The 22,502-nt window shown below is 67.7% G+C and carries 25 protein-coding genes and 7 pseudogenes; 17 read left to right on the top strand and 15 right to left on the bottom strand.

Annotation, left to right across the window (positions count from 1 at the left end; translation table 11 throughout):
• Nucleotides 1-125: 125 nt before the first annotated feature.
• On the bottom strand, nt 126-422 hold the full coding sequence (locus HUT06_RS25610; protein WP_254715378.1) for a hypothetical protein: 297 nt from the start codon (nt 420-422) through the stop codon (nt 126-128).
• A gap of 87 nt (nt 423-509) precedes the next feature.
• On the opposite strand from HUT06_RS25610, the pseudogene HUT06_RS44745 reads away from it, so the two are divergent.
• Nucleotides 510-728: pseudogene (locus HUT06_RS44745) on the top strand (NAD(P)-binding protein); the annotation flags it as partial.
• 85 nt (nt 729-813) lie between these two features.
• Complete coding sequence (locus HUT06_RS44740) at nt 814-984, top strand: FAD-dependent oxidoreductase (protein ID WP_254715858.1); 171 nt, start codon at nt 814-816, stop codon at nt 982-984.
• A gap of 17 nt (nt 985-1,001) precedes the next feature.
• Here HUT06_RS44740 and HUT06_RS25600 read toward each other — a convergent pair whose 3' ends face one another.
• Complete coding sequence (locus HUT06_RS25600; protein ID WP_217711453.1) at nt 1,002-1,415, bottom strand: hypothetical protein; 414 nt, start codon at nt 1,413-1,415, stop codon at nt 1,002-1,004.
• A gap of 68 nt (nt 1,416-1,483) precedes the next feature.
• Between HUT06_RS25600 and HUT06_RS25595 the strand changes: the two genes are divergently transcribed.
• Both HUT06_RS25595 and HUT06_RS25590 read left to right on the top strand, forming a co-directional pair.
• On the top strand, nt 1,484-1,714 hold the full coding sequence (locus HUT06_RS25595; RefSeq protein ID WP_176198046.1) for a DUF2945 domain-containing protein: 231 nt from the start codon (nt 1,484-1,486) through the stop codon (nt 1,712-1,714).
• Complete coding sequence (locus HUT06_RS25590; RefSeq protein ID WP_176198045.1) at nt 1,711-2,037, top strand: DUF3140 domain-containing protein; 327 nt, start codon at nt 1,711-1,713, stop codon at nt 2,035-2,037. The genes HUT06_RS25595 and HUT06_RS25590 overlap by 4 nt, the downstream gene beginning before the upstream one ends.
• Here HUT06_RS25590 and HUT06_RS25585 read toward each other — a convergent pair.
• Nucleotides 2,030-2,605, bottom strand: a complete 576-nt coding sequence (locus tag HUT06_RS25585; protein WP_368406989.1) for an FAD-binding domain-containing protein — start codon at nt 2,603-2,605, stop codon at nt 2,030-2,032. The genes HUT06_RS25590 and HUT06_RS25585 overlap by 8 nt on opposite strands.
• Nucleotides 2,606-2,842: 237 nt before the next feature.
• Between HUT06_RS25585 and HUT06_RS44020 the strand changes: the two genes are divergently transcribed.
• Entirely contained in the window at nt 2,843-3,262 is a 420-nt protein-coding gene (locus tag HUT06_RS44020; RefSeq protein ID WP_217711149.1) for a transposase, read from the top strand.
• Nucleotides 3,259-4,299: an IS3 family transposase gene (locus HUT06_RS25575; RefSeq protein WP_176195100.1), complete on the top strand. Its 1,041-nt coding sequence runs from the start codon at nt 3,259-3,261 to the stop codon at nt 4,297-4,299. Before HUT06_RS44020 ends, HUT06_RS25575 begins: the two co-directional genes overlap by 4 nt.
• Nucleotides 4,300-4,333: 34 nt before the next feature.
• On the opposite strand, the gene HUT06_RS25570 is transcribed toward HUT06_RS25575, so the two are convergent.
• Nucleotides 4,334-5,038 carry a deoxyribodipyrimidine photo-lyase gene (locus HUT06_RS25570; RefSeq protein WP_176198044.1) on the bottom strand — a complete coding sequence of 235 codons (705 nt, stop codon included), beginning with the start codon at nt 5,036-5,038 and terminating at the stop codon, nt 4,334-4,336.
• A gap of 96 nt (nt 5,039-5,134) precedes the next feature.
• Here HUT06_RS25570 and HUT06_RS25565 point away from each other — a divergent pair, with 96 nt between their 5' ends.
• A complete protein-coding gene (locus tag HUT06_RS25565) occupies nt 5,135-5,521 on the top strand; it encodes a DUF2267 domain-containing protein (RefSeq protein WP_176198043.1) in 387 nt (128 codons plus the stop codon).
• 36 nt (nt 5,522-5,557) lie between these two features.
• Here HUT06_RS25565 and HUT06_RS25560 read toward each other — a convergent pair whose 3' ends face one another.
• On the bottom strand, nt 5,558-6,061 hold the full coding sequence (locus HUT06_RS25560) for a TspO/MBR family protein (RefSeq protein WP_176198042.1): 504 nt from the start codon (nt 6,059-6,061) through the stop codon (nt 5,558-5,560).
• Nucleotides 6,062-6,216: 155 nt separating this feature from the next.
• Between HUT06_RS25560 and HUT06_RS45680 the strand changes: the two are divergent.
• The 4 genes and pseudogenes from HUT06_RS45680 to HUT06_RS25545 all read left to right on the top strand — a co-directional run.
• Nucleotides 6,217-6,312 (top strand): annotated as a pseudogene (locus tag HUT06_RS45680) (MerR family DNA-binding transcriptional regulator); the annotation flags it as partial.
• A gap of 460 nt (nt 6,313-6,772) precedes the next feature.
• Complete coding sequence (locus tag HUT06_RS44010; RefSeq protein WP_217711452.1) at nt 6,773-7,114, top strand: cobalamin-dependent protein; 342 nt, start codon at nt 6,773-6,775, stop codon at nt 7,112-7,114.
• Nucleotides 7,115-7,231: 117 nt separating this feature from the next.
• Nucleotides 7,232-7,729: an RNA polymerase sigma factor gene (locus HUT06_RS25550; protein WP_254715377.1), complete on the top strand. Its 498-nt coding sequence runs from the start codon at nt 7,232-7,234 to the stop codon at nt 7,727-7,729.
• A gap of 23 nt (nt 7,730-7,752) precedes the next feature.
• Nucleotides 7,753-8,349, top strand: a pseudogene (locus tag HUT06_RS25545) (DUF523 domain-containing protein); the annotation flags it as partial.
• 700 nt (nt 8,350-9,049) lie between these two features.
• Here the strand turns inward: HUT06_RS25545 and HUT06_RS25540 are convergent.
• On the bottom strand, nt 9,050-9,493 hold the full coding sequence (locus HUT06_RS25540; RefSeq protein WP_217711451.1) for a hypothetical protein: 444 nt from the start codon (nt 9,491-9,493) through the stop codon (nt 9,050-9,052).
• Complete coding sequence (locus HUT06_RS25535; protein ID WP_176201613.1) at nt 9,490-10,764, bottom strand: IS256 family transposase; 1,275 nt, start codon at nt 10,762-10,764, stop codon at nt 9,490-9,492. The genes HUT06_RS25540 and HUT06_RS25535 overlap by 4 nt, the downstream gene beginning before the upstream one ends.
• A gap of 113 nt (nt 10,765-10,877) precedes the next feature.
• Between HUT06_RS25535 and HUT06_RS25530 the strand changes: the two are divergent.
• Nucleotides 10,878-11,207: pseudogene (locus HUT06_RS25530) on the top strand (transposase); the annotation flags it as partial.
• Nucleotides 11,208-11,513: 306 nt separating this feature from the next.
• Here the strand turns inward: HUT06_RS25530 and HUT06_RS25525 are convergent.
• Nucleotides 11,514-12,317, bottom strand: a complete 804-nt coding sequence (locus HUT06_RS25525; RefSeq protein ID WP_176198040.1) for an FkbM family methyltransferase — start codon at nt 12,315-12,317, stop codon at nt 11,514-11,516.
• On the bottom strand, nt 12,314-12,817 hold the full coding sequence (locus tag HUT06_RS25520) for a hypothetical protein (protein WP_176198039.1): 504 nt from the start codon (nt 12,815-12,817) through the stop codon (nt 12,314-12,316). The genes HUT06_RS25525 and HUT06_RS25520 overlap by 4 nt, the downstream gene beginning before the upstream one ends.
• A gap of 315 nt (nt 12,818-13,132) precedes the next feature.
• On the opposite strand from HUT06_RS25520, the pseudogene HUT06_RS25515 reads away from it, so the two are divergent.
• Nucleotides 13,133-13,342, top strand: a pseudogene (locus tag HUT06_RS25515) (transposase family protein); the annotation flags it as partial.
• Between the two features lie 16 nt (nt 13,343-13,358).
• Here HUT06_RS25515 and HUT06_RS25510 read toward each other — a convergent pair.
• A complete protein-coding gene (locus HUT06_RS25510; RefSeq protein WP_176198037.1) occupies nt 13,359-14,441 on the bottom strand; it encodes an IS110 family transposase in 1,083 nt (360 codons plus the stop codon).
• 208 nt (nt 14,442-14,649) lie between these two features.
• Here HUT06_RS25510 and HUT06_RS44735 point away from each other — a divergent pair.
• Nucleotides 14,650-15,150: pseudogene (locus HUT06_RS44735) on the top strand (transposase family protein); the annotation flags it as partial.
• A 602-nt stretch (nt 15,151-15,752) separates the two neighbouring features.
• On the opposite strand, the gene HUT06_RS25505 reads toward HUT06_RS44735, so the two are convergent.
• The 3 genes from HUT06_RS25505 to HUT06_RS45675 are packed head-to-tail and all read right to left on the bottom strand — an operon-like array spanning nt 15,753 to nt 16,832.
• Complete coding sequence (locus HUT06_RS25505) at nt 15,753-16,172, bottom strand: hypothetical protein (RefSeq protein WP_176198036.1); 420 nt, start codon at nt 16,170-16,172, stop codon at nt 15,753-15,755.
• 10 nt (nt 16,173-16,182) lie between these two features.
• The gene (locus tag HUT06_RS25500; protein WP_176198035.1) at nt 16,183-16,560 is read right to left on the bottom strand and encodes an N-terminal phage integrase SAM-like domain-containing protein; all 378 of its coding nucleotides are present in this window, start codon (nt 16,558-16,560) and stop codon (nt 16,183-16,185) included.
• The gene (locus HUT06_RS45675; protein ID WP_368407039.1) at nt 16,455-16,832 is read right to left on the bottom strand and encodes a helix-turn-helix domain-containing protein; all 378 of its coding nucleotides are present in this window, start codon (nt 16,830-16,832) and stop codon (nt 16,455-16,457) included. The genes HUT06_RS25500 and HUT06_RS45675 overlap by 106 nt, the downstream gene beginning before the upstream one ends.
• 976 nt (nt 16,833-17,808) lie before the next feature.
• Here HUT06_RS45675 and HUT06_RS25495 point away from each other — a divergent pair.
• Nucleotides 17,809-18,774, top strand: a pseudogene (locus HUT06_RS25495) (IS630 family transposase).
• On the opposite strand, the gene HUT06_RS25490 reads toward HUT06_RS25495, so the two are convergent.
• Nucleotides 18,771-19,541: a GntR family transcriptional regulator gene (locus tag HUT06_RS25490; RefSeq protein WP_176198034.1), complete on the bottom strand. Its 771-nt coding sequence runs from the start codon at nt 19,539-19,541 to the stop codon at nt 18,771-18,773. The pseudogene HUT06_RS25495 and the gene HUT06_RS25490 sit on opposite strands and share 4 nt — an antisense overlap.
• A gap of 108 nt (nt 19,542-19,649) precedes the next feature.
• Here HUT06_RS25490 and HUT06_RS25485 point away from each other — a divergent pair, with 108 nt between their 5' ends.
• Nucleotides 19,650-20,837 carry a pyridoxal phosphate-dependent aminotransferase gene (locus tag HUT06_RS25485; RefSeq protein WP_176198033.1) on the top strand — a complete coding sequence of 396 codons (1,188 nt, stop codon included), beginning with the start codon at nt 19,650-19,652 and terminating at the stop codon, nt 20,835-20,837.
• 91 nt (nt 20,838-20,928) lie between these two features.
• Nucleotides 20,929-21,108, top strand: coding sequence for a transposase (locus HUT06_RS45670; protein WP_176201612.1), 180 nt, complete (start codon nt 20,929-20,931; stop codon nt 21,106-21,108).
• Between the two features lie 816 nt (nt 21,109-21,924).
• Here HUT06_RS45670 and HUT06_RS25475 read toward each other — a convergent pair.
• Nucleotides 21,925-22,191, bottom strand: coding sequence for a hypothetical protein (locus HUT06_RS25475; protein WP_217711450.1), 267 nt, complete (start codon nt 22,189-22,191; stop codon nt 21,925-21,927).
• Between the last annotated feature and the right edge of the window lie 311 nt (nt 22,192-22,502).

Raw genomic sequence — 22,502 nt, 5'->3', positions numbered from 1 at the left:
ACGATGTCGGGAGTGCACTGTTCCTCCATCGTCGTCCCAAAGGTTCTGCACCGTTCTTCGGAACCGGGCGGCCGATCGGTTGCACGGTGCGTGGAGGCGTGGCCGGGCTGGGGGTTCGCCGCGATTTACCGCATGGCGGCGGATTGCGACGCGGAGACCCTTTCGTCTACCGGCCCCTGCCGCCCAGACGCCTCGCGTACGGCCTGGTCCCGCGTTTCCTCCATCCGGAGGGCGATGCCCATGGCGAAGAAGGTCGGGGCCCATTCGCCGACGAAGATGCCCCACCGGTCGGCGCGCTCCAGGCCCGCGTCCTCAAGCTGCTTGGACGCCGCCCAGGAGGCGAACGACAGGCCGACCGAGATGATGCCCGCCGTGTACATGAAATTGGACCGGATGCCCATCTTGTGTAGTGAGTTGATCATTTCTCCCCCTTGGTCGGTCCGCCCGTACCCCGCTCTGACCTGCACAAGCGCGCCTGAGATGGTTTTTGCCCACCATGAACAGTTCCGATGGCGCCGCCTCCGTCGGCCGGGGTGGGCGCGTCCATGGCGGGCATTGTGACGGGCGGAATCCGGCCACAACGGAAGGCGGGGGTGGGGCAGGTGTCCGATGGCCTGATCGTCGTGGGGGCGGGTTTGTCCGGGCTTGCCTGCGCGGTGCGACTGCACGAGGCCGGTGTGCCGGTGCGAATGCCCGAGGCGTCGGACGGAATCGGCGGCCGGATGCGCACGGACGTCGTCGAGGGCTTCCGCCTCGACCAAGGCTTCCAGTCTTCAACACCGCCTACCCGGAGGCCGGCGCGTCCTCGACCTCATGGCCCTGGACCTGCGGTCGGCGATGCCGCCGCCTCTGCCGCTGCGGCGTCCGGTGCGGTTGCGTCCCAGCCGGTACGTCTGCGGTGACCACCGCGACACCGGATCCGCCCAGGGCGCCCTGGTTTCGGGACGGCGAGCCGCCGAAGCCGTCCTGGCCGACCTGCCTTGAGCCATCCGCCGGGTGCGCTACCGCGCGGCCGCCGCAACCTCCTGCAAGCGGCGCGCGACCGTGGACGGATCGGCGACGGTGAGGGTCAGCCCCGGATGGCGCAGCAGGCCGGTCGGCTCCAAGCCTCGAACCGGCTGATGGAAGCGGATGCAGACTCCCTGCTCGGTGCTGGTGCCGAACGTGAGCCCGCGGTCGACCATCGACATGCGCGCGCCGATGACCTTCCAGGCGCTGTACGGGCCGGTGATCTCGGTGCCGGCCACGTTGTCCAGGGTCGTCCGCACCGTCCAGGGACCGAAGCGGATCTCCAACCGGGATGAGTCGAGCATGAGATGGCTAGTGTCCGGCCGGATTCCCAGCAGTGACAACGGACGGGCCAAGCGGCGGTCGAAAGCGAACTCAAAACGTTCGGCAGTGGATTCTGAAAGCATGTCAATCCCTCGTTGGCCGGGTCTTTCGTGGTGACTACCCGCGCCCAGGGACGGGTATCGCGACGCGCATGGGAGACAAGAAGAAGGAACCCGCGGTGGGCGACGAGGTCACCTGGCGAAGCCACGGCTCCACGGCCGAGGGCCGGGTGGAGAAGAAGGTCACCGACCGCCGTGAGGAGGCCGGCCGCACCGTCGCGGCCTCGCCCGAGGAACCGCAATACGTGGTGCGGAGCGAAAAGAGCGGTAAGAAGGCCGTGCACAAGGGCTCGGCGCTGCGCAAACGCAAAGGCTCGAAGTGAGCACCGACGAGGAGGCAGCGGCCGAGTTCGGCAAGGCCGTGAACATGACGGCCAAGGAACTGGAGCGGTGGCTGGATACCGACGAGTCGAAGTCGGCTGGCCAGAAGGACGGCGGTGCAGAATCGACGGGCCACGCGTCCGGACGCCGGATCGTCGAGTTGCTCCGGACGAACAAAGCGGATCTGAGCGAGGATGACTACGCGCACATGCGCAAGGTGAATGGGTACGTCCATCGGCACCTCGCCCAGCGCCCGTCCGGTGACGTCGCCGGCACCAGGTGGCGCTACTCGCTGATGAACTGGGGCCACGACCCGCTCAAGTGAGGTTTGCCGGACGATCGACCTCGGTGATCGGTGGCGGATAGTCGATGCGGGCGTCGGGCAGCGTCCAGGGGCGATGGACGCGGGCGTCCTCGATGGCGGCGAGCTCGGGGACGTATCTGCGGACGTACTCGCCGCGCGGGTCGAAGCGGGACGCCTGACGGAGCACGTTCATGGTCTGACCGGGCCGGGTGCTGTTGCCGGTGCCGGCGACCCACTGCCAGTTCCCCGCGTTGTCGGCGATGTCGCCGTCGGTGAGCAGGTCGTTGAAGTGGCGCAGGCCGTCCCGCCAGTCGATGCCGAGGTCGCGGGTGAGGAATGAGGCGGTGATCAGGCGCGCGCGGTTGTGCATGTAGCCCTTGTTCCGCAGCTGCCGCATGCCGGCGTCGACGATCGGGATGCCGGTCATGCCGGCGCACCACGCGGCGAGGGCGTCGCGGTCCCAGTTCCAGCCTCGCCCGCGCGGCCGGTAGTCGCTCCTGGGGAGCGCGGGGAACGCGGCGGCGACCTGGTGGTGGAAGTCGCGCCATGGGAGTTGGCGGCGGAAGGCGTCCGGACCCGCCTCGGCCACCTCCCGAGGTGAAACGCAGCCGAACTTGAGATAGGGGCTGAGCCGGGAGGTGCGGTCGGTGGCGAGATCGTCGCGGACGCGTTGGTAGGCGGCGGCGTCCTCATCCAGCCATGCCGCGAGCCGGGCGCGTCCCGCCGTCTCCCCGCCCCCTCTGTGTCAGGCTCAGATGGGACACGAGGGGATGAAGTTCCCTAGCTGATGTAGACAGGGCGAGAACGGGTACTGAGCAGAGTGACGATGACCAGCCACGATCTTCCTTCCGGTGACGGGCCGCGGACCGGCCGGCCCAAGCGGCGGACCTTCAGTGCCGCCTACAAGTTGCGGATGGTCGAGGAGTACGACGCGGCCGAGCATGGCGACAAGGGCGCACTGCTGCGCCGTGAGGGACTTTATGAGTCCAGCGTTCAACTGTGGCGCCGGCAGCGCGACGCCGGTGAACTGACCGCTGCGGGAACGAGCCGCCCGGCCGCCAAGAAGGAGAAGACGCCGGAGCAGGCCGAGTTGGAGCAGTTGCGCAAGGAGAAGGCGCGGCTGGAGCGGCAGAACGCCGCCATGGCCAGAAAACTCAAGCAGACCGAGGCCGCCCTGGACATCATGGGAAAAGGTATCGCGCTCTTGGAAACAATGTCCGAGAGCGCGGACACCGAGAATTCGTGACCCGCTGCCGCCACGAAACCCTTTCCCTGCTGGTCGAGCATCTGCCGATTCGCTTCGCGTGCGCATTGTCGGGTGTGCCGCGCAGCAGTTTCTACCGACGGCGGAACCCGGCGCCGGGAAACAGTGAGCCGGCGGAGCGGCCGGCGCCGCCGAACGCGCTGAGCGAGAGCGAACGGGCCGAACTGGTCGAGATGCTCAACAGCGACCGGTTCGCCGACAAGGCACCCCGACAGGTGTGGGCTGCGCTGCTGGACGAGGGGGTGTACCTGGCGTCGGTGTCGACGATGTACCGGGAACTACGCAGGCGTGACCAGGTCCGGGAGCGGCGCGCCCACGCCCGGCACCAGGCGCGCACCAAACCGTATCTGGCCGCGCACGCCCCCAACCAGATATGGAGTTGGGATATCACGAAACTGCCAGGTCCGGGGCCACGCCAGTTCTATGACCTGTATGTGATGCTCGACATCTTCTCCCGCTACGTCGTGCACTGGGAGATCCACCTGCGCGAGTCAGGTGAGCTGGCCGAGCAGTTCATGCAGAACTCGTTCGCCGCCAACGGCGGGATCGTGCCCGGCACCATCCATTCCGACAACGGGACCTCGATGACCTCCAAGCCGGTGACGGCACTACTGGCAGACCTGGACATCATCAAGTCCCACTCCCGCCCGAAGGTGAGCAACGACAACCCCTACAGCGAGGCGCAGTTCAAAACCTTGAAGTACTGCCCGGTGTTCCCTGCCAGGTTCACCTCGCTCGACGAGGCCGAGACGTTCTGCCACCATTTCTTCGACTACTACAATCACCGGCATTACCACGCCGGGATCGGGCTCCACACGCCGTTCACCATGCATATCGGCACCGCACAGGCGATCCAGCACAACCGAGCCGCCACGATCGCAGCGTTCCGCGCGGCCAACCCGCGACGGTTCACCCAGCCGCCCACGCTGCCCAAGATCCCCACAGTCGCGCAGATCAACCGACCCGACGAAGACCCCACCGACCCGAGCAGCTCTGACCAGGAGAAACAGGCCGCCTAACGATCACTGGCCCCTGTCCCGTTTGACTTGACACCTACCGGCCGGGCGCCCGCCCAGGTGACGACGCCCCCGGCGTCAGGTCCGTGGGGAGCGCGCCGGGGCTGACGCCGGCGGGCAGGCGGATCCGTGTGGGTGTTCGTGCGATGGGACGCCAGCGGGTCGCCTCCCAGACGCGCCAATACGGGGTGAACACCCGGTAGTGGTCGCCGGTCGCCGGGGTCAGGTCTCCGGGCGGGACGACCGTGATGCCGGGCAGTGCCGACACCTCTAGACCCAGCTCACGGAGACCGGCGAGGCGCCGCGTCCTGTAGGCCGATCGTTCGTCGGCAAGGAAGAGCGAGCCGGCACCGGTGTCCTTGGCCAGGCGGGCCACCTCGCCGACCGGATTACCTCGCCGCACCACCAGTTCGCCGCCCAGCACGCGAAGGGACTCCCGGAGATCGGCAAGGCTGTCCAGTAGGAACCGGACGCGGTTGGGCGCGGCGAATGCCCCGGTCAGGATCGCGTCATCGAAGACGAACGCCGGAACGAGGTGTTCGGCCTCGCACGCGGCGGCCAGAGCGGGATTGTCGTGCACCCGTAGATCGCGGGTGAACAGCATGATCGAGGTACTCATCATCGTGACTTCGGAACCGCACCCGCGGCCGGTTGCCGTCCAACGCGTCCGCGCGGCGACTGGCGAGTGAATCAGTACGCCCGGGTGATCCCGAACCGCCTGATGGCGCTTCTCCGGCGACATACCAGGATGGGAGCGTCCAGCCGGGGTAGGACGTCCTTCACCTGCGATCGTGCTGGCTGCGCGCCGGTACAGGGGGAACCGTCACCGGGGGGCGGCATGAAGGAACACGAGCTGGTTTCGGCGGTGCGGGAAGGCGGTCGCATCGATACGCCCGAGCACGCCGAACGAGCCATCAAGGCGACGCTGACGGTCCTGGGGCAGCGGCTCGCCGGGGAGCAGAGCCATGACCTGGCCTCCCAGGTGCCACCCAGGCTCGCCGAGGCACTGCCCGCCGAGGGCGGCGGGGAAGCGTTCGGGCTGGAGGAGTTCTATCGGCGGGTGGCGCAGAAGGAGGGGACCGAACAACGGCAGGCACGGCAGCATGCCCGCGCGGTGATCGCGGCCGTGAAGGCGTCGGTGAACCCGGGGCTGTTCGAGCACCTGGTGACGCAGTTGCCCGCCGAGTACGACGACCTACTCGGCACCCAACCCGTCCAGCACTAAGGCGCACGCCCGGGCCCCGGTGCTTCGCTGCCGGGTCTAACTGTTTCGATAGGCGATATCGGCGTTCAGCGCTGTCGCGAACGTGCACCAGGCCGCGTACGGGACAAGGGCGCTGGCTGACGCGGTGTCGATGGCGGTCGTGCGGCGGATCAGGTCGGCGTTGCTGATGTCGAGCAGGGCCGTCCCCACCAGCCCGGCCTTCGTGCTGCGCAGGGCGAAGAACAACTGGTTCCAGGCGGCATTCAGCATGAGATTGACTCCCAGGCTGGTGGCCAGTGCCCGCCGTCGGCGTCCCCGCGCCCGCAGCAGGGCACGTCCGCCCGCCCATGCGATCGAGGCGTACAGAGGCGTCCACACCAGTCCGAACGTCCAGGGCGGCGGCTGCCACGGCGGCTTGGACAGCGACTGGTACCAGACGCTGTTGGCCTTGACCGCCTTGGACCCGATGGTCGCTGTCACCGTCACGGCTGCGGCCGTTGCCGCGTAGGTCGGCCACCCGCCGGCCGTAGGTCCCCGCTCCGGTTTTCTCGTCGGTTCCATGGCCTGCCCCTTCCCGTGGCGGCGGCACCTGCACGCCCTGGAGGCGTGCGAAGTGAAACCGGCGCCTGGAGTTCCGGCGGGACCTGGCAGATCGTACGCTCGGGCGGGATGAAGGGGAGCGGACACATGGGCGGCCGGCGGAGCGGGAGGCCGGGGTGGGCGTGGGCGCGGTTGCTCAGCGCCTCGGAGTGGCACCGTCCACTCTGCGCACCTGGGACCGCCGGTACGGCATTGGCCCGAGCGGGCGCAGCCCGGGAGGACACCGCCGCTACACATCCGCCGACCTGGCGCGGCTGGAGATCATGCAGCGGCGGATCCTCGCCCGTGCACCGCCGGGCGAGGCCGCCCGGGTCGCGCTGGGCGCACCTCCGGGCACGCCTCCGCCACCCCGTGCGCACGGCGCCGGTGGCAACCGCGTACCCGTGACCGCACCCGGACGGGACGAGCAGCAGGCCGCGGCGGTGCGGGGCCTGGCCCGCGCGGCGATGGCGCTGGACCGGCCCGCGATGACCGACACCGTGCGGAACGCACTGCGCCGGGACGGTGTCGTGCGGGCGTGGGACGGTCTCATCGTGCCCGTACTGGCCGGCATCGGACGCAAGCACGCGGCATCCGGAGACTGCGTGGAGGTCGAGCACCTGCTGTCCACGGCCCTGCTCAAGTGCCTGGCGGAGACGGCGCCGCCGGACCGGGCCGGTCAACGTCCGTCCGGTGCTGCTCGCCTGCGCGCCGGAGGAGCAGCACAGCCTGCCGGTGCACGCGCTGACCGCGGCATTGGCCGAGGCCGGCGTGGACGCGCTGGTCCTGGGAGCCCGCGTGCCGCCGCCGGCGCTGGCCGCCGCGATTCGCAGGACCGGGCCGAACACCGTCTTCGTCTGGTCGCAGACCGCCGACACCGGCGATCCCGCATGGCCGACGGCGCTGCCGGCCGCACGTCCGCCATACCGCCTGCTGGTCGGCGGCCCCGGCTGGGCGCGCGACCGGCAGCCGGCGCACGCCACTCCGGTGATGACCCTCTCCGAAGCCGTCACCCAACTGACGTCCCCGCTCTGAGCATCCCGAGCCGGCACCCGGTGCAAGACCCGCTCGCTTTGCGCTGCCCTGTCAGGGCTTCACCCCGCCTTAACTATGAACAAGGTTTGCAGCGATTTCCGTGGGCACCGAGACCGCATGTCACTGGAGCAGCGGCTCGCCCAAGGCGACGAGGCGGCGCTGAGCGAGTGCTATGCCGCGCTCGGCCCGCTGGTCCGTCGCCACGCGGGAAGGCTGGTACCCGACCATGTCGTGGACGACGTCGTCCAGTTGGTCTTCCTGGAGGTCTGGCGATCACGCGGGCGCTTCGACCCGGCACGCGGCCTGGAGCCGTGGGTCCTGGCCATCGCCCGGAAACGGGCCATCGACCAGTTACGGGCCGAGGCGCGGCACTCCCGCCGCTCGGTGCCGCTGGAGGACACCGTCGGCGTGCCCGACGCCACCTCCGCCGTGGACGCCGCATGCGACGTCCGCGACGCGCTCGCCGGACTGCCGGCCCCGCAGCGGCAGGCGATCGTGCTCGCCCACTTCGGACACCTGACCCAGCGGGAGATCGCCGACCGGCTGGCGATCCCGCTCGGCACCGTCAAAGCGCGCACCACCCGCGGGCTGCGCCGGTTGAGGGCTCTCCTGTGACCTCTCCCAAGCCGCCGCCCGGCCTGGCGCCGGGGGACCGTCCGCGGCCCCGGCTGGCGGTGTCGAGTTGCCTGCTGGGCGCACCGGTCCGCTACAACGGCGGCCACAGCCGCGACCGGTTCCTCACCGGGGCCCTCGCCGCCCACGTCGACTGGGTGCCCGTCTGCCCGGAGATCGAGATCGGCCTCGGCGCGCCCCGCCCCACCCTGCGCCTGCTCAGCGACGGGCGGATCGTCACCAAGGACCGGACCTGCGACCACACCGACGCCATGACCGGCCTCGCGGACGACCGGCTTCCCGACCTCGCCGGCGTCGACGGGTACGTGTTCAAGTCACGATCGCCGAGCTGCGGGCTGCTGAGCCTGCCGCGCTACGCGTCCGGGCGGCCGGGCGAACGCACCGACGGGCAGCCGGTCGACCGCCGGGGCCGCGGCGTGTTCGCCGCCCTCGTCACCGACGCGCTCCCGCACCTGCCCGCCGAGGAGGACGGCCGGCTCCGCGACCCCGTCCTCCGCGAGCACTTCGTCGAGCGGGTCTTCGCCCACGCGCGGCTGCGCGAACTCTTCGCCGGCGACTGGAGCCCCCGCGCCCTGGTCGCCTTCCACAGCCGCCACAAGCTGCTTTCTCAAGGGCACCGACCTGACGCGATGGAATACCGAGGAGTTGGCTGGCCATGGTATTCGCGCTCAACACCGCCCCGAAAGACCCTCGGGTGGAAGACACTGGCGGAAGTCTTCAACGTTCATCTGAACTCGCTGCTCAATGGCGGTGTTGTGACGACTCCTTGAACCCTTAAAGGCATCGGCAGGAGCCACTGCCGTTGAGCGCACCGAGCAGCCGTTGGGTCACCACGCCTATGTTGCCGACGCCATCAACGTCACGTACGACCCCAGCGGTCTCATAAGCACGCAGGACTTCGGCAGTGAAGCGTGCAAAGTCGTCCAGACGCGTCCTCAGCCCCGAGCCGACGTCTTCGTTGCCTCGCGCCCGGTTCGCGAGCCGTCGGATGACGACGTCCTCAGCGACGCGCAGATGGAAAACCAAGTTCGGGGCGAACGGCTGTGCCGCCAACCACCGCTGGGCAGCGAGTTTGCGGGGGAAGCCATCGGATCGTCCTAGATCGACGCCGAGGCCCTCTACGCAGACTTGCGAATCTTGCCGATCTGAGGAGAGCGCCCGCTCTTGCCCTCGAGCGAGGAGGCTGACCGATCTGTGCGGGTGCGGCACCAAGACTCTTCGGCAACACGACGCGGGGCCCCGGCGGAAAGCTGGGGAGTGCCGTGCAGGGCGGCGCCCGGAGCAATAGTCAAGACCTGTGGATCAGTTCAGGTTCGCTGCTCCAGCTGATCTAGCCGGTGGCTCGCGGCGTTTCGGATTCGGCGGGTTCGTCCGTGGTCGCGGAGCAGTCTGAGTGCCTCGGGCGAGGAGACGATCTGCGTGGTCGTGGCCGTGCCAGGGGTCGCCCATGACGATTGTTCTGAGCAGGCGCCATTCGTGGAGCCGTCGCGTGAGGAAGTCGTGGTCGGCGATGACGTCGGCCATCGTGTCGGTCCAGAGGGTGAATGCCGCTGTGGCGAGCAGTTGTGCGGCCCGCCGGTCCATATGACGACCGACCGCGCTTTCGGCCATCGTCGTGTCTTGGTCACCCAGCACGACGGCCACGAGGTCGGCTTCGTCTGACTCGTCGACGGCCTCCAGGTCGTGCAGGTAACGAGCGAACCGACGGTGCTCGGCTGGCTCTTCGTCGAAATCCGGGCCGGTCATGCCGCCCTGCCTTCCGGGCGTTCGACGATCTTGCCGTTGATGAAGGTGGCTCCGGCGCGGACGAGCGCGACGAGGTGGGGTGCGTTCACCGCCCGCCAGCGGGCCTGGGCCGACTCGATGAGCTTGAACGCCATCGCCAGCCCGGCCGCCCGGGAGCCGGGGCCCTTGGTGACCTTGGTGCGGTGCCGGACGGTCGCGAACGTCGACTCGATGGGGTTGGTGGTCCGCAGGTGCTGCCAGTGCTCAGCGGGATAGTCGTAGAACGCGAGCAACTCGTCCAGGTCGTCTCGGATCTTCGCTACGGCCTTGGGATACTTGACGCCGTAGGCGGCCTCCAACTCGGTGACCGCGTGAAGGGCGTGGGCCTTGTCCTCGGCGTTCCAGATCTCGGTCAGATGCTTCTTCGCGCCGGGATGCGCCGACTTCGGCAACGTTCCGAGCACGTTAGCGATCTTGTGAAACCAGCACCTTTGGGCTTTGGCCTGCGGAAACACCTCCGCCAGCGCCCCCCAGAAGCCGAGCGCCCCGTCACCGACGGCGAGCACGGGGGCGCGCATCCCACGCCGTTTACAGTCGCGCAGCAGGTCGGCCCACGACTCGGTCGACTCACGGTAACCGTCGGCCAGCGCGATGAGCTCTTTGCGGCCGTCCGCGCGAACCCCGATCATGACGAGCAGGCAGAGCTTGTGCTCCTCCAGCCGGATGTTGACGTGGATGCCATCGGCCCACAGGTAGACGAAGTCCACCTCCCGCAGGTCACGGGCGGCAAAGGCCTGCTGCTCGTGCTTCCACTGCTCGGTCAGCTTGGTGATGACCGGTCCCGACAGCCCAGCGCTCGAGCCGAGGAACTGGCCGAGCGCGGGCACGAAGTCGCCCGTCGACAAGCCGTGCAGATAGAGCACCGGCAGCACCTCGCTGACCTTCGGGGTCTTACGGCACCACGGCGGCAGGATCGCCGAGGAGAACCGCCGCCGCTCCCCGGTCTCAGGATCGACGCGCTTGTCGTTGACCCGCGGCGCCGTCACCTCGATCGCCCCGGCGCTGGTCAGCACCTCGCGCGGCTGGTGGGAGCCGTTCCGCACGACCAGGCGGCGGCCGCGCTCGTCGCGCTCGTCGACGAACCGGGCGATATAGGCGTCGACCTCGGCCTGCAGCGCTTCGGCGAGCATCCGGCGGGCACCCTCCCGCACGATCTCATCGATCAACGACGACGATCCGCCAGCACCCTCGGCCGGCTCGCGGTCGGACGGGCCAGGAACTACGGTGAGCATCGGGTGTGCCTTCCCGACCGACGTTGGCGCGTCGGTCATGTTCGAGACGAGTCGTGATCATCGGGAAGGTACACCCCCTTGCCAGCAAATCCACAGGTCTCAAGCATTGCTCTATACGGGATGACCTGCGCGAGTACGTCTTTGAGCACCTCGGGGACGACTCGGGGGTGCTGATCGTGGACGAGACCGGGTTCATCAAGAAGGGCACCGGATCGGCCGGGGTGCAGCGGCAGTACTCCGGCACTGCCGGGCGGGTGGAGAACTGCCAGCTGGGCGTCTTTGTGGCCTATGCGTCCACGCGCGGGCGGGCGTTGATCGATGCGGAACTGTATCTGCCGAAGTCATGGCTGGCCGACCGGGAACGCTGCGCCCGCGCGGGCATTCCCGGGCAGGCCCGGTTCGCGACCAAGCCGGTGCTGGCGGGACGGATGCTGGACAGAGCGCCGTCGAGACGAAATCATCGCAATGATCAGCGAGGAGCGGCAGACTCTGCGGCGCCTCTTGGAACGGGTGGCGAGTGCGCGCACCCATCGCGTCCTAGTCGGGACTGCTGGGGAAGTGGCCGACGAGATGCAGCGATGGTTCGAATCCGGCGCGTGCGATGGATTTAACCTTATGCCGCCGGCTCTTCCCGGGGGGCTTGCTGATTTCGTCGAACTCGTCTTGCCGGAACTACAACGGCGAGGGTGCTGGGAACCAGCTCGCAGCAACGCGCAACTACGCTCACGGCTCCAGCTTCCCTCGCTGCGCTAGCATCTGGACGTGCGGTCCCGGCGGGGCACGGCGAGCACGTCGCGCTGGTGCACATCACCTTCTTCGATCAGCGAGGACAACTCTGCGACCGACATTCCATCCGCGCTCACCAACACGGAACGATGCACATCCAGCACGGTGACACAGAACTCGGTGAGCAACCAGGACAGATCTGCCTCGCAAAGCCGAACTAGTTCCACCATTACAGCGCAGCGAGATAGGTCACGCAGCGAGCCAAGAGCCGTCCTCATAACGGTGCCCTCATGCCCTTCGATATCCAGCTTGATCAACACAGCGTCATCGCGTCGCACGCCGATCTCGGTCAGCAGCTTGGGCAGGGTAAGCGCTGGGACGTCGATCCGCCGCCAGGTATGGTCGGCCCGCTCGGCCACCCACTCACCTTCCAGGGTCGAATTGCCCGACCAGGTGAGATCCTCATGCATCGTCGCGGTTCCACATACATCGCTCACCGCACAGGGCAAGATCGTTGCCGTGGGAATGGCGTCCTGCAGCGAACGGGCGAGATACGGGAGCACGCGCTGGTTGGGCTCCACTGCCACAACCGTGCTGCCGCTTGGAAGGTCAGTACCCACCAGCATCTCTCCATAGTTCGCGCCGACGTCGATGACCCAGTCCCAGGATGCGGAGTTGATCGCGAGCTGCCACAATGCCGTCGCGGTGGGATGTAGGAGATCTCTGCGCCGCAGCAGAGCGGCGGCGCGCCCGTCTGTCGAATCAAGAAACAATTTCGCTCCGTTGACGGTGATGAAGGAGCTGAAATTTTCAGTTGCATCGCTCATGCTGCCGCGCCTAGAGGAAAGACGCAATGAGGGTTCTTCCAGAAGACCCCCTCCGGCAGCTGATTGGCCTCCGCGGCAGCGACTTCACGCGCGCCCGCGCCAATGGCCTCCTCCACGGTGTCGAGGAGAATCGCTAGCGCCTGGGCAAACGCCAGGGTGTCGGCGTACTCCTTGACCGGCCGAGCTGCGCTCAGGCAAAAGCGCAGAGCTCGGCCAACCCTTTTTGTGTCGAATGACCTCGTGCATCGTTTGGCTGACGGTGCTGGGGAGGGGAACGTCGTGCCAGCCGGTCTCCGTTGCGCGCTGGACGTTCGACTCCCCTGCAGCATCCGCTGCGGTCTGGTCATCGAGGAATGCGATCGACGAACCATTGCCGGCCGCAGGGTCGGGCGGATGGTAGGCGGCTGCACCGTTCGGACCTCCGCCGCGGCACCGAACTCCCGGTCGCGATCATCATCAGGCATCGGCTCCCAGATAGCCATACGCGCGATCGTGATCACCTCGTCTAGGTTGGTAACAACTTCTGAGCCACCCTCGTGTCGATCCCGCCGATCAGCCCGAGCGCTTGCAGGCTCTGCAAATTTGATCCCTACCCGGGTCCGCACGTCAAGGTGTACGTGAGCGCGGCGGCGCCTCGGGTGCCCTCTCCCCGTGCCGATCAAGTGCTAGCCCTGGTCCAGTGACCCTTTTTCATCCGGCTGGGCGGACGCTGATCACAGCATGATCGCGATGGGGACGTTCGGCGGGCGATGCGAAGAAACCCCTGGTAGACGGGTTGATCACCACAATCGCCGCGTTCGAACCAGGGGCTCTGCATGCTGTTCTACCGCGCTGCCGTCGATTTGTCGCGTCCAACGCTGAACTACCTGGCCGGCGTGATCCGCCGGCACCGCAAGGCGATCGGGTCGGCCTGGCGGCTGCTCAACCCCGGGCAACAGGCCCTGCTGGTGCTGGTCCACCTGCGCAAAGGCGACACCTTCACCGAACTCGGGGCCGGGTTCGAGATATCGACGAGCACGGCCTGGCTGCCTAATGACTTTGTCAAGCCGCTGCGGGCGTGTAGTCGGTGCTGGCGGGGTCGTGTCCGATGGCGCAGAACGCCGACTGGTAGAAGACCCGTTTGAGGGCGCGGTCGCCGGAGCGGGCGCGTTGCAGGTGGCGGCTCTTGCCGGATTGTTTGAGGACGGGCGCCAGGCCTGCGGCGGCGGCGAGCTGATCGCCGGTGGCGAAGCGGCTGATGCCGCCGGTCACGGCGAGGAACTCCGCGGTCATGATCGGGCCCATGCCGGGCAGGCTCGCGACCAGCGCCGCGTCGGGATGGCGGTCGAGGGTTTCCTGGATGCGCTTGTCGAGCGCGGCCAGGCGGTCGCGGGCGGCCAGGGCCTCTGCCGCGGTCTCTTTGACCAGCTCGGCCGTGACCTTCTCACCGGGCATGCTGACGCGCTGTCGCTGCGCGGAGCCCACGGCCGTCTCGGTGGCCTTGATCAGGACCGTGTCCTTGACCCACCGGAGTTTGCGCAGGTGAGCCAGGACGCGTGTTCGCCCGGCTGCTCGGATTTCGGCCGGTGTGACGTAGCGGGTGAGCAGGTGCAGCCAGGTCTTCCCGGTCACCTCGACGTGCCGTTCGAGGCCCGGGTGGATGGCGTTGAGCAGTGCCCGCAGCCGGTTGGCTCGCCTGCTGGCGTCCTCCACCAGCTCAGCGCGCCGCGCGGTCAGCAGCCGCAGCTTGACGTCCTCCTCCCGCGTGGCGGTGACCTGGCGCAGGTCGTCCCGCATCCGCACCTGGTCGGCGATGACCTTGGCGTCTTTCGGGTCGCTCTTGTGCTCACCGCCGCGGGTTCCACGGCGAGCGCGGTTGACCGCCGGCCCTGGCACGTGGACCACCACCAGTCCGGCTTCCAGCATCATCGTCTGCAGCAACGAGGCGATCCCGCCCAGGATGTCGATACCCACCAGCGTCGGCCCGTGCTCGACCTCAACGTCCTTGATCTCGCTGATCAGGGCGCTGAGGTCCTGCGGAGTGGTGTCCACCCGGTGGCTGGACACCACCTTCCCATCCTCAGCGATCTTGATCTCAGCCCAGTGGATCTCCTTGGCAACGTCGATCCCCACGACCACGCCCACCAGCACGTTCCTCTCGTCGATCCGATGGAAGTGCTGCCTCTCCCCACCAGCTCCGCCCTACATAGCGATCAATCGCAGTGCCTAATCCAGCGGTCAGGAAGAAGCGGGGCGAGGCAGGGGGCACAGCCAAGCGAGCCATCGAAGACAGCGATACGTAAGCCTCCCTGCCTCACCGCACCACCCGGTCATCCAGTCCCAAAGGAACCCATCGGGCTCATTCACAACGGTAGGGCGCTATGTCAACGAGACCGTCGACCTGCTCGCCGCCCCGATCGCCCAGACTCGGCTCCGCCCTGGCCAAAGCGGTCAAAGCGGGCTGCCCTACCTGGTGCTGGACGGCACCTTGATCCCGATCGATCGGGTCGCCGCCGACCGGCCCTGCTATTCGGGAAAGCATGGCCGCCACGGCATGAATCCCAGGTCATCGCTGCCCCGGACGGGACCCTGCTGTGAGTGTCGGGACCGCTATGCGGCTCGGTTCACGACCTGACCGCGCGGCCCGGATCTGGGGCATAATCCGGACACTGGCCACCACCCGGCTACTCGTGCTGGCCGACAAGGCCTACCAGGGCGCCGGGCGCATATCCTCACGCCCTACAAGGGACGCGACAAGCCCGAGCCGCAAAAGGACGCAAACCGCTCCCACGCCAAGCTCCGCGGACCCGGCGAACGCGCGAACGCGCAGCTCAAATCATGGAGAATCCTGCGGTAGTTGCGCTGCTGCCCCCACCGCGCCGGCCGCATCGCCAAGGCCATCCACACCCTGCGACTCCGCGAGACCACATCACACTGAAAAGGCTCCGTGTGGCCGGGGACTCCAACCGCCTACGGCGCGCCCAGCGCGCAGATCGAGCCAATGAGAGACCGATTCGCTGCCTGGGAGCGAGTGCTTCCACCATGGGCAATACGTTGCTGTCACGCGGGACATGGTGCTGGAGCGAGCGCTCATTGACTCCGTTGCGGCCGCACGTGACGCCCTTCGCATCTTGGATGCGGCCGTTTGTGAGTGCGCGACCGGCAACGGTAACCGACGGTAATCGATCTTGTTAGGATCAGAGTTGTCAGTTGTGGGAGATCAGAACTGACTTGATCTTCCTTGGAAGGGTCCCAACGGGACGGAAAATGAGGCTCTGGCCTGGCCGGATGCCTGACCGGCTGGTACTGCTGGGGTACCTGATCGTGTTCACACCGAAGAGGTCACTGGTTCGAACCCAGTATCGCCCACCCCTTACGACACAGGCCCTCCCGCTCACTCGCGGCAGGGCCTTTCTGGTTCACTGGGGCAGATTTGGGGCACGAGCTTGCCCCGCCTCAAACGTGTTCACGAGATCGCCGTCCAGGTTGCTCACTCTGCGTAGCAGAAGGCGCGGTGGTCCGTGCGGCGTCCTTGGGCGGCGCCATCTCCAGGCGCCCGGAGTATTCCCGCAACTGCCAGTCGATCTGGACGTGGTCGAGCCGGCAGAGCGGTCGCTGCAGCCCCATCGCCTCCCCCCACCGCATCCCGCTGTAAGCGGCGAGCACGATCAGGACGAAGTCGTCCTCTCGTCCCGCCAGCAGCCCGCACCGCTCGGCGAGGAGCAGGACCTGCAGCGGTGCCGCCCACGCCTTCTCCGGGCCGCGAGCGCCGTGTGCCCGCCGAGCGCGCTTGCGCCCGCGCCCCTTGCGCTTCTCGGCGACATTGACCGCCAGCAGTCCCCAGTCCTTGGCGTCGCCCAGGATCGTGCCCAGCATGGACCGGGCATCAGAGGCCGTCCGATGCGAGAAACCCTCGCCCGCGGGTTCGCTTCTCCCAGGCCACGATCTCCTCCGGGCTGGTGAAGGTGTTCACCGGCCGGTCGCCGAACGCCGGGAGGATGTGGTGGTCGATCAGATACCGGTCCTTGAGTTCGGTGGTCGGCTCGATGTCCTGACCCGCCCACCAGAGCTCTATCCAGTCGGCCAGTAGCGCCGCCCCCTGCCGGGGGTCGTGCCACCTATCTCGTCTTATCTGTGCTTCCTGGTCGTTACCCCAGTTCAGCGCGGCCTGTTTGGTCTCGAACCCGCCCTCGGAGGCTCGTGTCCCATCGGGCCGCTGGTACCGCACCCGCCAGGCCTTGCCGCGCTTCTCCGCGTTCGCCATGGATTCCTCCTTCGTCTGGTTCCCAGAAGTTCGGCGGGGCCTACTGACGGCCCCGCCGCCTGCTGACGACCGGCTGCTTTCGAGCCGGCCGCGATGATCGCGGCGACGTCCTGGTCGCTGAACCGCAGATGCTTGCCGATGAAGGTGCACGGGATGGCCCGCGCACTCGCCTTCTTGCGCAGCCACGACTCGCGCACCTGCAGCATCACCGCCGCCTCGCCAGGCGTGTACAGCCGGACGCCGGGCCTCAACCCGCGCTCTGGACCGGCCATGCGCTGCCGCGGATCCTGCTCACCTTGCAAGGTCACACCTCGCTTCGCCGTCGAGCTGCATAGGGACGCTCGACCATGCGGCGATACCCCGCAGCTCCACATCAGGGACGCAAGCACCCTTCAGAAGACTTGGACGACCTTGAACAAAAATATTGCACAGAAAGTAACGAAGCATGTGCAGGTAGCGACGAGTCTCGACGAGTGTGCGGCCTGTGCCGACGGCTGTGCTCCTTGCCCCTCCCTGCCTTCGGGGACCAGCTCCCAAGCCCGCGGTGTAGGCGCTCTTCCGCAAGCTCCGGTGGCTGCGGCCGTCTATATCGGCCTGGGTGCCCGGCTGGTGCAGAGCGTGCTGGCGGTGGCCGTGGCGGACAGACCCTGGAGATGAGGCGCGGTTGTGCGGATCCAGGACACGCCAACCTTGTTGGCGAGTGCCTCGGTGAAGGCAGAACAGTGAAGCTCGCCTGGGTCCAGAGCGGTGGAGACCGCGCTTCTCGAGCTCAGGGAGGTGAAGGTCAGCGGTGCGGCCTTGCGGCTGTCCCGCTGAGCCTTGTCCACTGGCTCGGCTTCCGTGTTTTGGAGTGGACCTTCGACGAGGCCGCTGACTGTGTCGTCATGAGGTCGGTGGCCCACCGTTCGGGCGTTGGGGGTGTAGGGGCAGAGCAGCTCATGCATGGTTCCTCCAGCGAGGCTCTTTGCTGACGGGCCACAATGAAACCCGTCCGACCCGGTTCAGGACGTGAGCAAAACGTGCACTGGTGAAGCTGCTCAGCGGTGCGGCATCGTGTGCGAGGGGTGATCGCGCAATATCGACGATGCGGCAAGGGGGAGAGGGGGCGGCGGCATGGTTGGTGATTTCCGCTCATTGGCCATGGGCACCCACCAGGACGGTCGAGCGGATCTCGCCCTCCCAGGTTGGACCCTGGTCGCCTCTAGTGTTCTGCGCCTGAAATCCGTTGTGTAAATCTATGCGGGGCCGATGGCGAGGACAGGACGGCCGAAGGCGCCGTTTTCGGTGACCGCGGCCGAGCGGGCGGAGTTGGAGCGTGGGCGGCGACCTCGACGCAGGCGTATGCGTTGCGGTGCCGGATCGTGCTGGCGTGCGCCCGGCCGGGGGCATTTCACACGCATGTGGCTGCCGAGTTGGACGTCTCGCCGCCGACGGTGGCCAAGTGGCGCCGCCGGTTCATCGAGCACGGGCCGGCCGGGCTGGCCGATGAGCCCCGTCCCGGTCGTCCGCCCTCGATCCTGCTGGACAAGGTCCAGGAAGTGGTCACGCTGACTTTGGAGCGGACACCACCAGACGCCACGCACTGGTCGAGGGCGTCGATGGCCGAGCGCACCGGCTCTACCACCACCCGCCCGAACGGGCCGTGGTGCTGTGCGTGGACGAGAAGTCGCAGATGCAGGCCATCGACAGGTCACAGCCGGTGCTGCCGATGATGCCGGGCATGCCCGAGCGGCGCACCCACGACTACGCCCGGCACGGAACCACCAGCCTGTTCGCCGCGTTCAACATCGCCGACGGCACCGTCATCGCCGAGCTGCACCGCCGGCACCGCGCGACCGAGTTCAAAAGTTCCTGGTCGCGATCGACAAGGCCGTCCCGGCCGAACTGCAGGTGCACCTGGTCTGCGACAACCTGGCCACCCACAAGACACCCCTCATCCACGACTGGCCGGCCCGCCACCCCCGCTTCCACGTTCACTTCACCCCGACCGGGTCGTCCTGGCTCAACCAGGTCGAACGCTGGTTCGCCTACCTCGCCACCCAGCTCACCCAACGCGGCGTCCACAAAAGCGTGCAAGCCCTCGAAGCCGACGTCCGCGCCTGGATCCAGCAATGGAACACCAACCCCGAACCATTCGTGTGGACGAAGACCAGCGAAGAGATCCTCGACTCCCTCGCCCGATATCTACAACGGATCTCAGGCGCAGAACACTAGGACGGTGGGAGGACGAGTGTCGGCATCTCGATGTGCGCCCTGCTAATGGAGACGCTTTTGGCTAGTACTTGAAGTACGTCGTGACGCACGCGCTCGCACCGTTCGCGCATGGCTTCACGAGTGCCGTCCGCATCTCGCGCGCGCAGCCGCTCGTAGATGGTCTCTAGTTCCCCGGGCGGGCTCGCTATCTCGGGCTCGATCAACGCGGCCATCCGCAATACCCGCTCAAGTTCGTCGAGCACGTCGATGATCGCCTTGCCGAAGCGGTTGTTGCCACTGAAGTTGGCGATGATCGCCTCGAACTCGATTCCCGCCCGCAGCGAGTCTTCAAGTTCTATTTTTCCCGCCGCCAGCGCGAAGGGCGCCTTGGACAGCGCTTCAAGCCGTTCGAGCGCCCGGGGAGCGACGCCCTGGCGGGCCGCGGCGGCGGCGGCCTCGCCGGACAGCAGAGCCCGAAGGCCGCAGAGGTCGCCGGTGTCCTGGAGTGTGACCGGGCTGACGACATAGCCTGCGCGTGGAAGCGACTCCACAAGCCCGTCGCGCCTCAGCCGCGCCAGGGCTTCACGCACAGGCGTCTTGCTGACCTGCCATTTTTGCGCGAGCGAGGCCTCGGTGAAGCTGCTACCGGGCGGCAGTGTCAGGTCGATGATCTGGCGCCTGATCGCCCGGTACGCCTTGCTGGTTCGGTCGAGGCCGTTCTCCTCGTCGGTCAGCAGTAGTGCGGGGATGTGAGCCGCCCCCGGGATGACGGTATGGATGTCGTCCACCTCTTCAACGTACCACCGTAGGTTGATTGATACGACAACTTGACGACGAAGCAAATGGTTAAGATGTTTGAATAGACTAGCTGATATCTCAGTGGGTAGTATGCCTGCATGCAGCAAGCCACCTCAGGCCCCTGGAGCCTTCCTCCCGCGACCGACCTCCCGATCATGGGCGCGATGAGCATGCGCGAACGCGCGGCGTGGAGCGAACGCGGCGGCGTGCCGGTACTCCCGCTCGCAGGAGCCCCCGTCCTTCCGATGCCAGAGCACGTCAGGCATGCCGTGGCGGAGGCGATGGACCTGCCTGACCCGCGCGACACCCGTGGCCTTCCCGAGCTAAGGGCGGCGATCGCCGCCGAACTCGGGCGTGCGCACGGCCTACGCGTCGATCCCGACCGTCGCCTGTTGGTCACACACGGAGCGATGCATGGATTGTCCCTGGTGCTGCGTACGGTGCTTGCCCCAGGCGACGAGGTGATCGTGCCGACCCCGACCTTCTTCTTCGACGGCGCCATTCACGAGGCCAAGGCGACGCCCGTCTACGTCCCGTCCCGCGAGAGCGACGGCTGGGCGATCGACATCGCCGGGTTGGAAGCTGCCGTCACTTCCCGCAGTCGCGCGGTGCTTTTGTGCAATCCGAACAATCCGACGGGTTATCTTCCCGACGCGGCGACCCTCACGGCTGTAGTCGACATCGCGGCGCGACACCGGCTGCTCGTCATCTCCGATGACTCGTGGCAGCACTTCCCGTTCGACGGCAACCGGTACCAGCCGGTGGAGGCGCTCGCGGAGCGCTGGCCGCACATGGTTACTGTCACGAGCCTCAGCAAGGGTTATGCGCTCGGGAGCTGGCGGGTCGGCTACGTCCTGGCGCCGCCGCACATCATCGACGCGCTCGAGCGCCGTTTCCAGTGGGAGGCGGCGTGGTGCGGAGTGATTCCACAGCGGGCGGCGGTGGCCGCCCTCACCGGGCCTCGCGAGTGGCTCGACCGCGTACTGGCCACATACCAGGCCAAGCGCGACCTCGTCTGCGACGGTGTCGCCGCGAGCGGCCTCAGTGAACCCGCACGTCCCGCTGCCGGCGCGTTCCTGCTCGTGGACTGCTCCCGCCTCGGAGACACGCCCGCAGAAATCGATGCCGTGCTCTTGCGGAACGGAATCGCCTCGATCCGCGGTGCGGACATGCGTGCCCCCGACACTCATGTCCGGCTGACTTTCGGGTCTGACGAGCGACTCCTCAATGAGTTGGTGCGCGGCCTCGCACAGGCCGTTCGGGAGTCCACGACGAAGTCCGACTGAAGGCCTCTCGGCGCCCGGGTCGGTGTGACTGGGACGTCACCGGCGGCACGGAACCGGGTCGGCATGATTCTGGGCAGGGCACCGACAAGATCTGCCGGCGGCACGCACGGGTGCGCCGTGGCGGGACCTGCCCGCGTGCACGGCTCCCTGGCAGGCGGTCTGCGGGCCGTTTGGCCGCTGGCAGCGCTGCGACGCCTGGGCGCGGATCCCGTCTGCGCCGCAAACCCGGCCGATGCGGTCGGCGGATCAATCGGAGCTGAACGTCTTCTAGGATCATGCGGGCCCACTAGCACGCCGTCGGAGCACGCGGGAACGGTGACTGCTGCCCGAGCCACCCGGCGGGACGGTCGATCACTCGCTGGAGAGCTCGCGCGGCGGGTCGTCGATCACAGTGCATCTGGCCCGTGAGCAGGCCAGATGCCGTTGTCGCTTGTGGTGACGGCCGGGCGGCGCGAGGACGCCCCGCAGTTCGACGTCCCGCAGTTCGAGACCGTGATGGCCGCCATCGGCGTCGCCCGGCGTGGGCCGTTCTCGGACCCGCTCCGATCGGGTGCCGGCCGAGGAAGCCGACTCCTCCCGCGCGATCCGCGCCCCCCGCGCCGCCACGATCCCGGTCCCAAACGACCAGGCCCGGCACCGACAGCGGCGGGGCAGCCGCGAGTGGCAAGCCGTCCACTCGCCTTCGGCCCGGCCCGCCACAAGGGCCGTCATCTCTTCGAAGTCGTCTTGCATGATGTGACTCGGGGACTGCCATGCGGCGGTCGCAGCATGGTGCGCTCCGGTTGTTCGCCCGCAGCAGGCGACCAGCGGGCGCGGCGGGGCCTGCACTGAGGGGGTGAGCTCGACCGGGCCCACGCCGCCCGACGATCAGAGTGAGCAGCGTGAGCTGGAGGCAGACGTCACCCGGGGTAAGCGCCCCGAGGAAACGGGCGTATAGGCCACCGCCGTGCCGAAGGTGAGGTCGGCCGGGACCCAGCGATTCCCGGCGAACCGCGCGTCACCGCGTCCCCGTTGCTGATCGCCGCGTTGACGCTGACGGGCAGCGCCAGGCTCGCGACGCCGGTTGCCATCCCGTCCAGCCGCATGGTCAGCAGCGCGAAGACGACCGCGACCAGAATTGATAGCAGACCGGAGACGAGCAGCGCCTCGGGCAGGCCGAATTCGAGCTCTGCCAGCCTGCGGGGAAGCGCGGCGGCAGCGCCTGTTTCAACCCTCGGGGAAGAGTCGTCAGCGCCGTGGCGTACGCCCCCACGGCGACGATCACGACGTGGCCGAAGAACAGTACGCCCGAGTTGCCGACGAAGATGTAGGTGCCGACGGTGATGACGCCCATCACCGGCATCCGCGTGGCCATCCGCTGGGTCGTCTGCGATCCCAGCGCCGTTCCACGCGCACCCGATGACGACGGTCACGGTGAGCACCGCCGCCAACGCATCTCGCTCATCCCTTGGTCGATGGCCAGCTTGTCGTCGCAAAGCTAAGGCACTGAAATCTCAATGTCTAGTCCTGATATCTCAAGCCTGACGGCTGAAAGATCGTCAACCGAAACCGTGCCGGGACTGGGGTGCCGCTGCACTCCGCGCCCGCCAGGCCCTGTTGAGCACGCGCACCTGCCGAATCGAAACGCACCTTGTGCAGTCATCGCCACGACGGCCGACAGCGCCG

Source organism: Actinomadura sp. NAK00032 (genome assembly GCF_013364275.1).
Lineage (GTDB): Bacteria > Actinomycetota > Actinomycetes > Streptosporangiales > Streptosporangiaceae > Spirillospora.
This window is presented reverse-complemented; position numbering and strand designations above follow the sequence as displayed.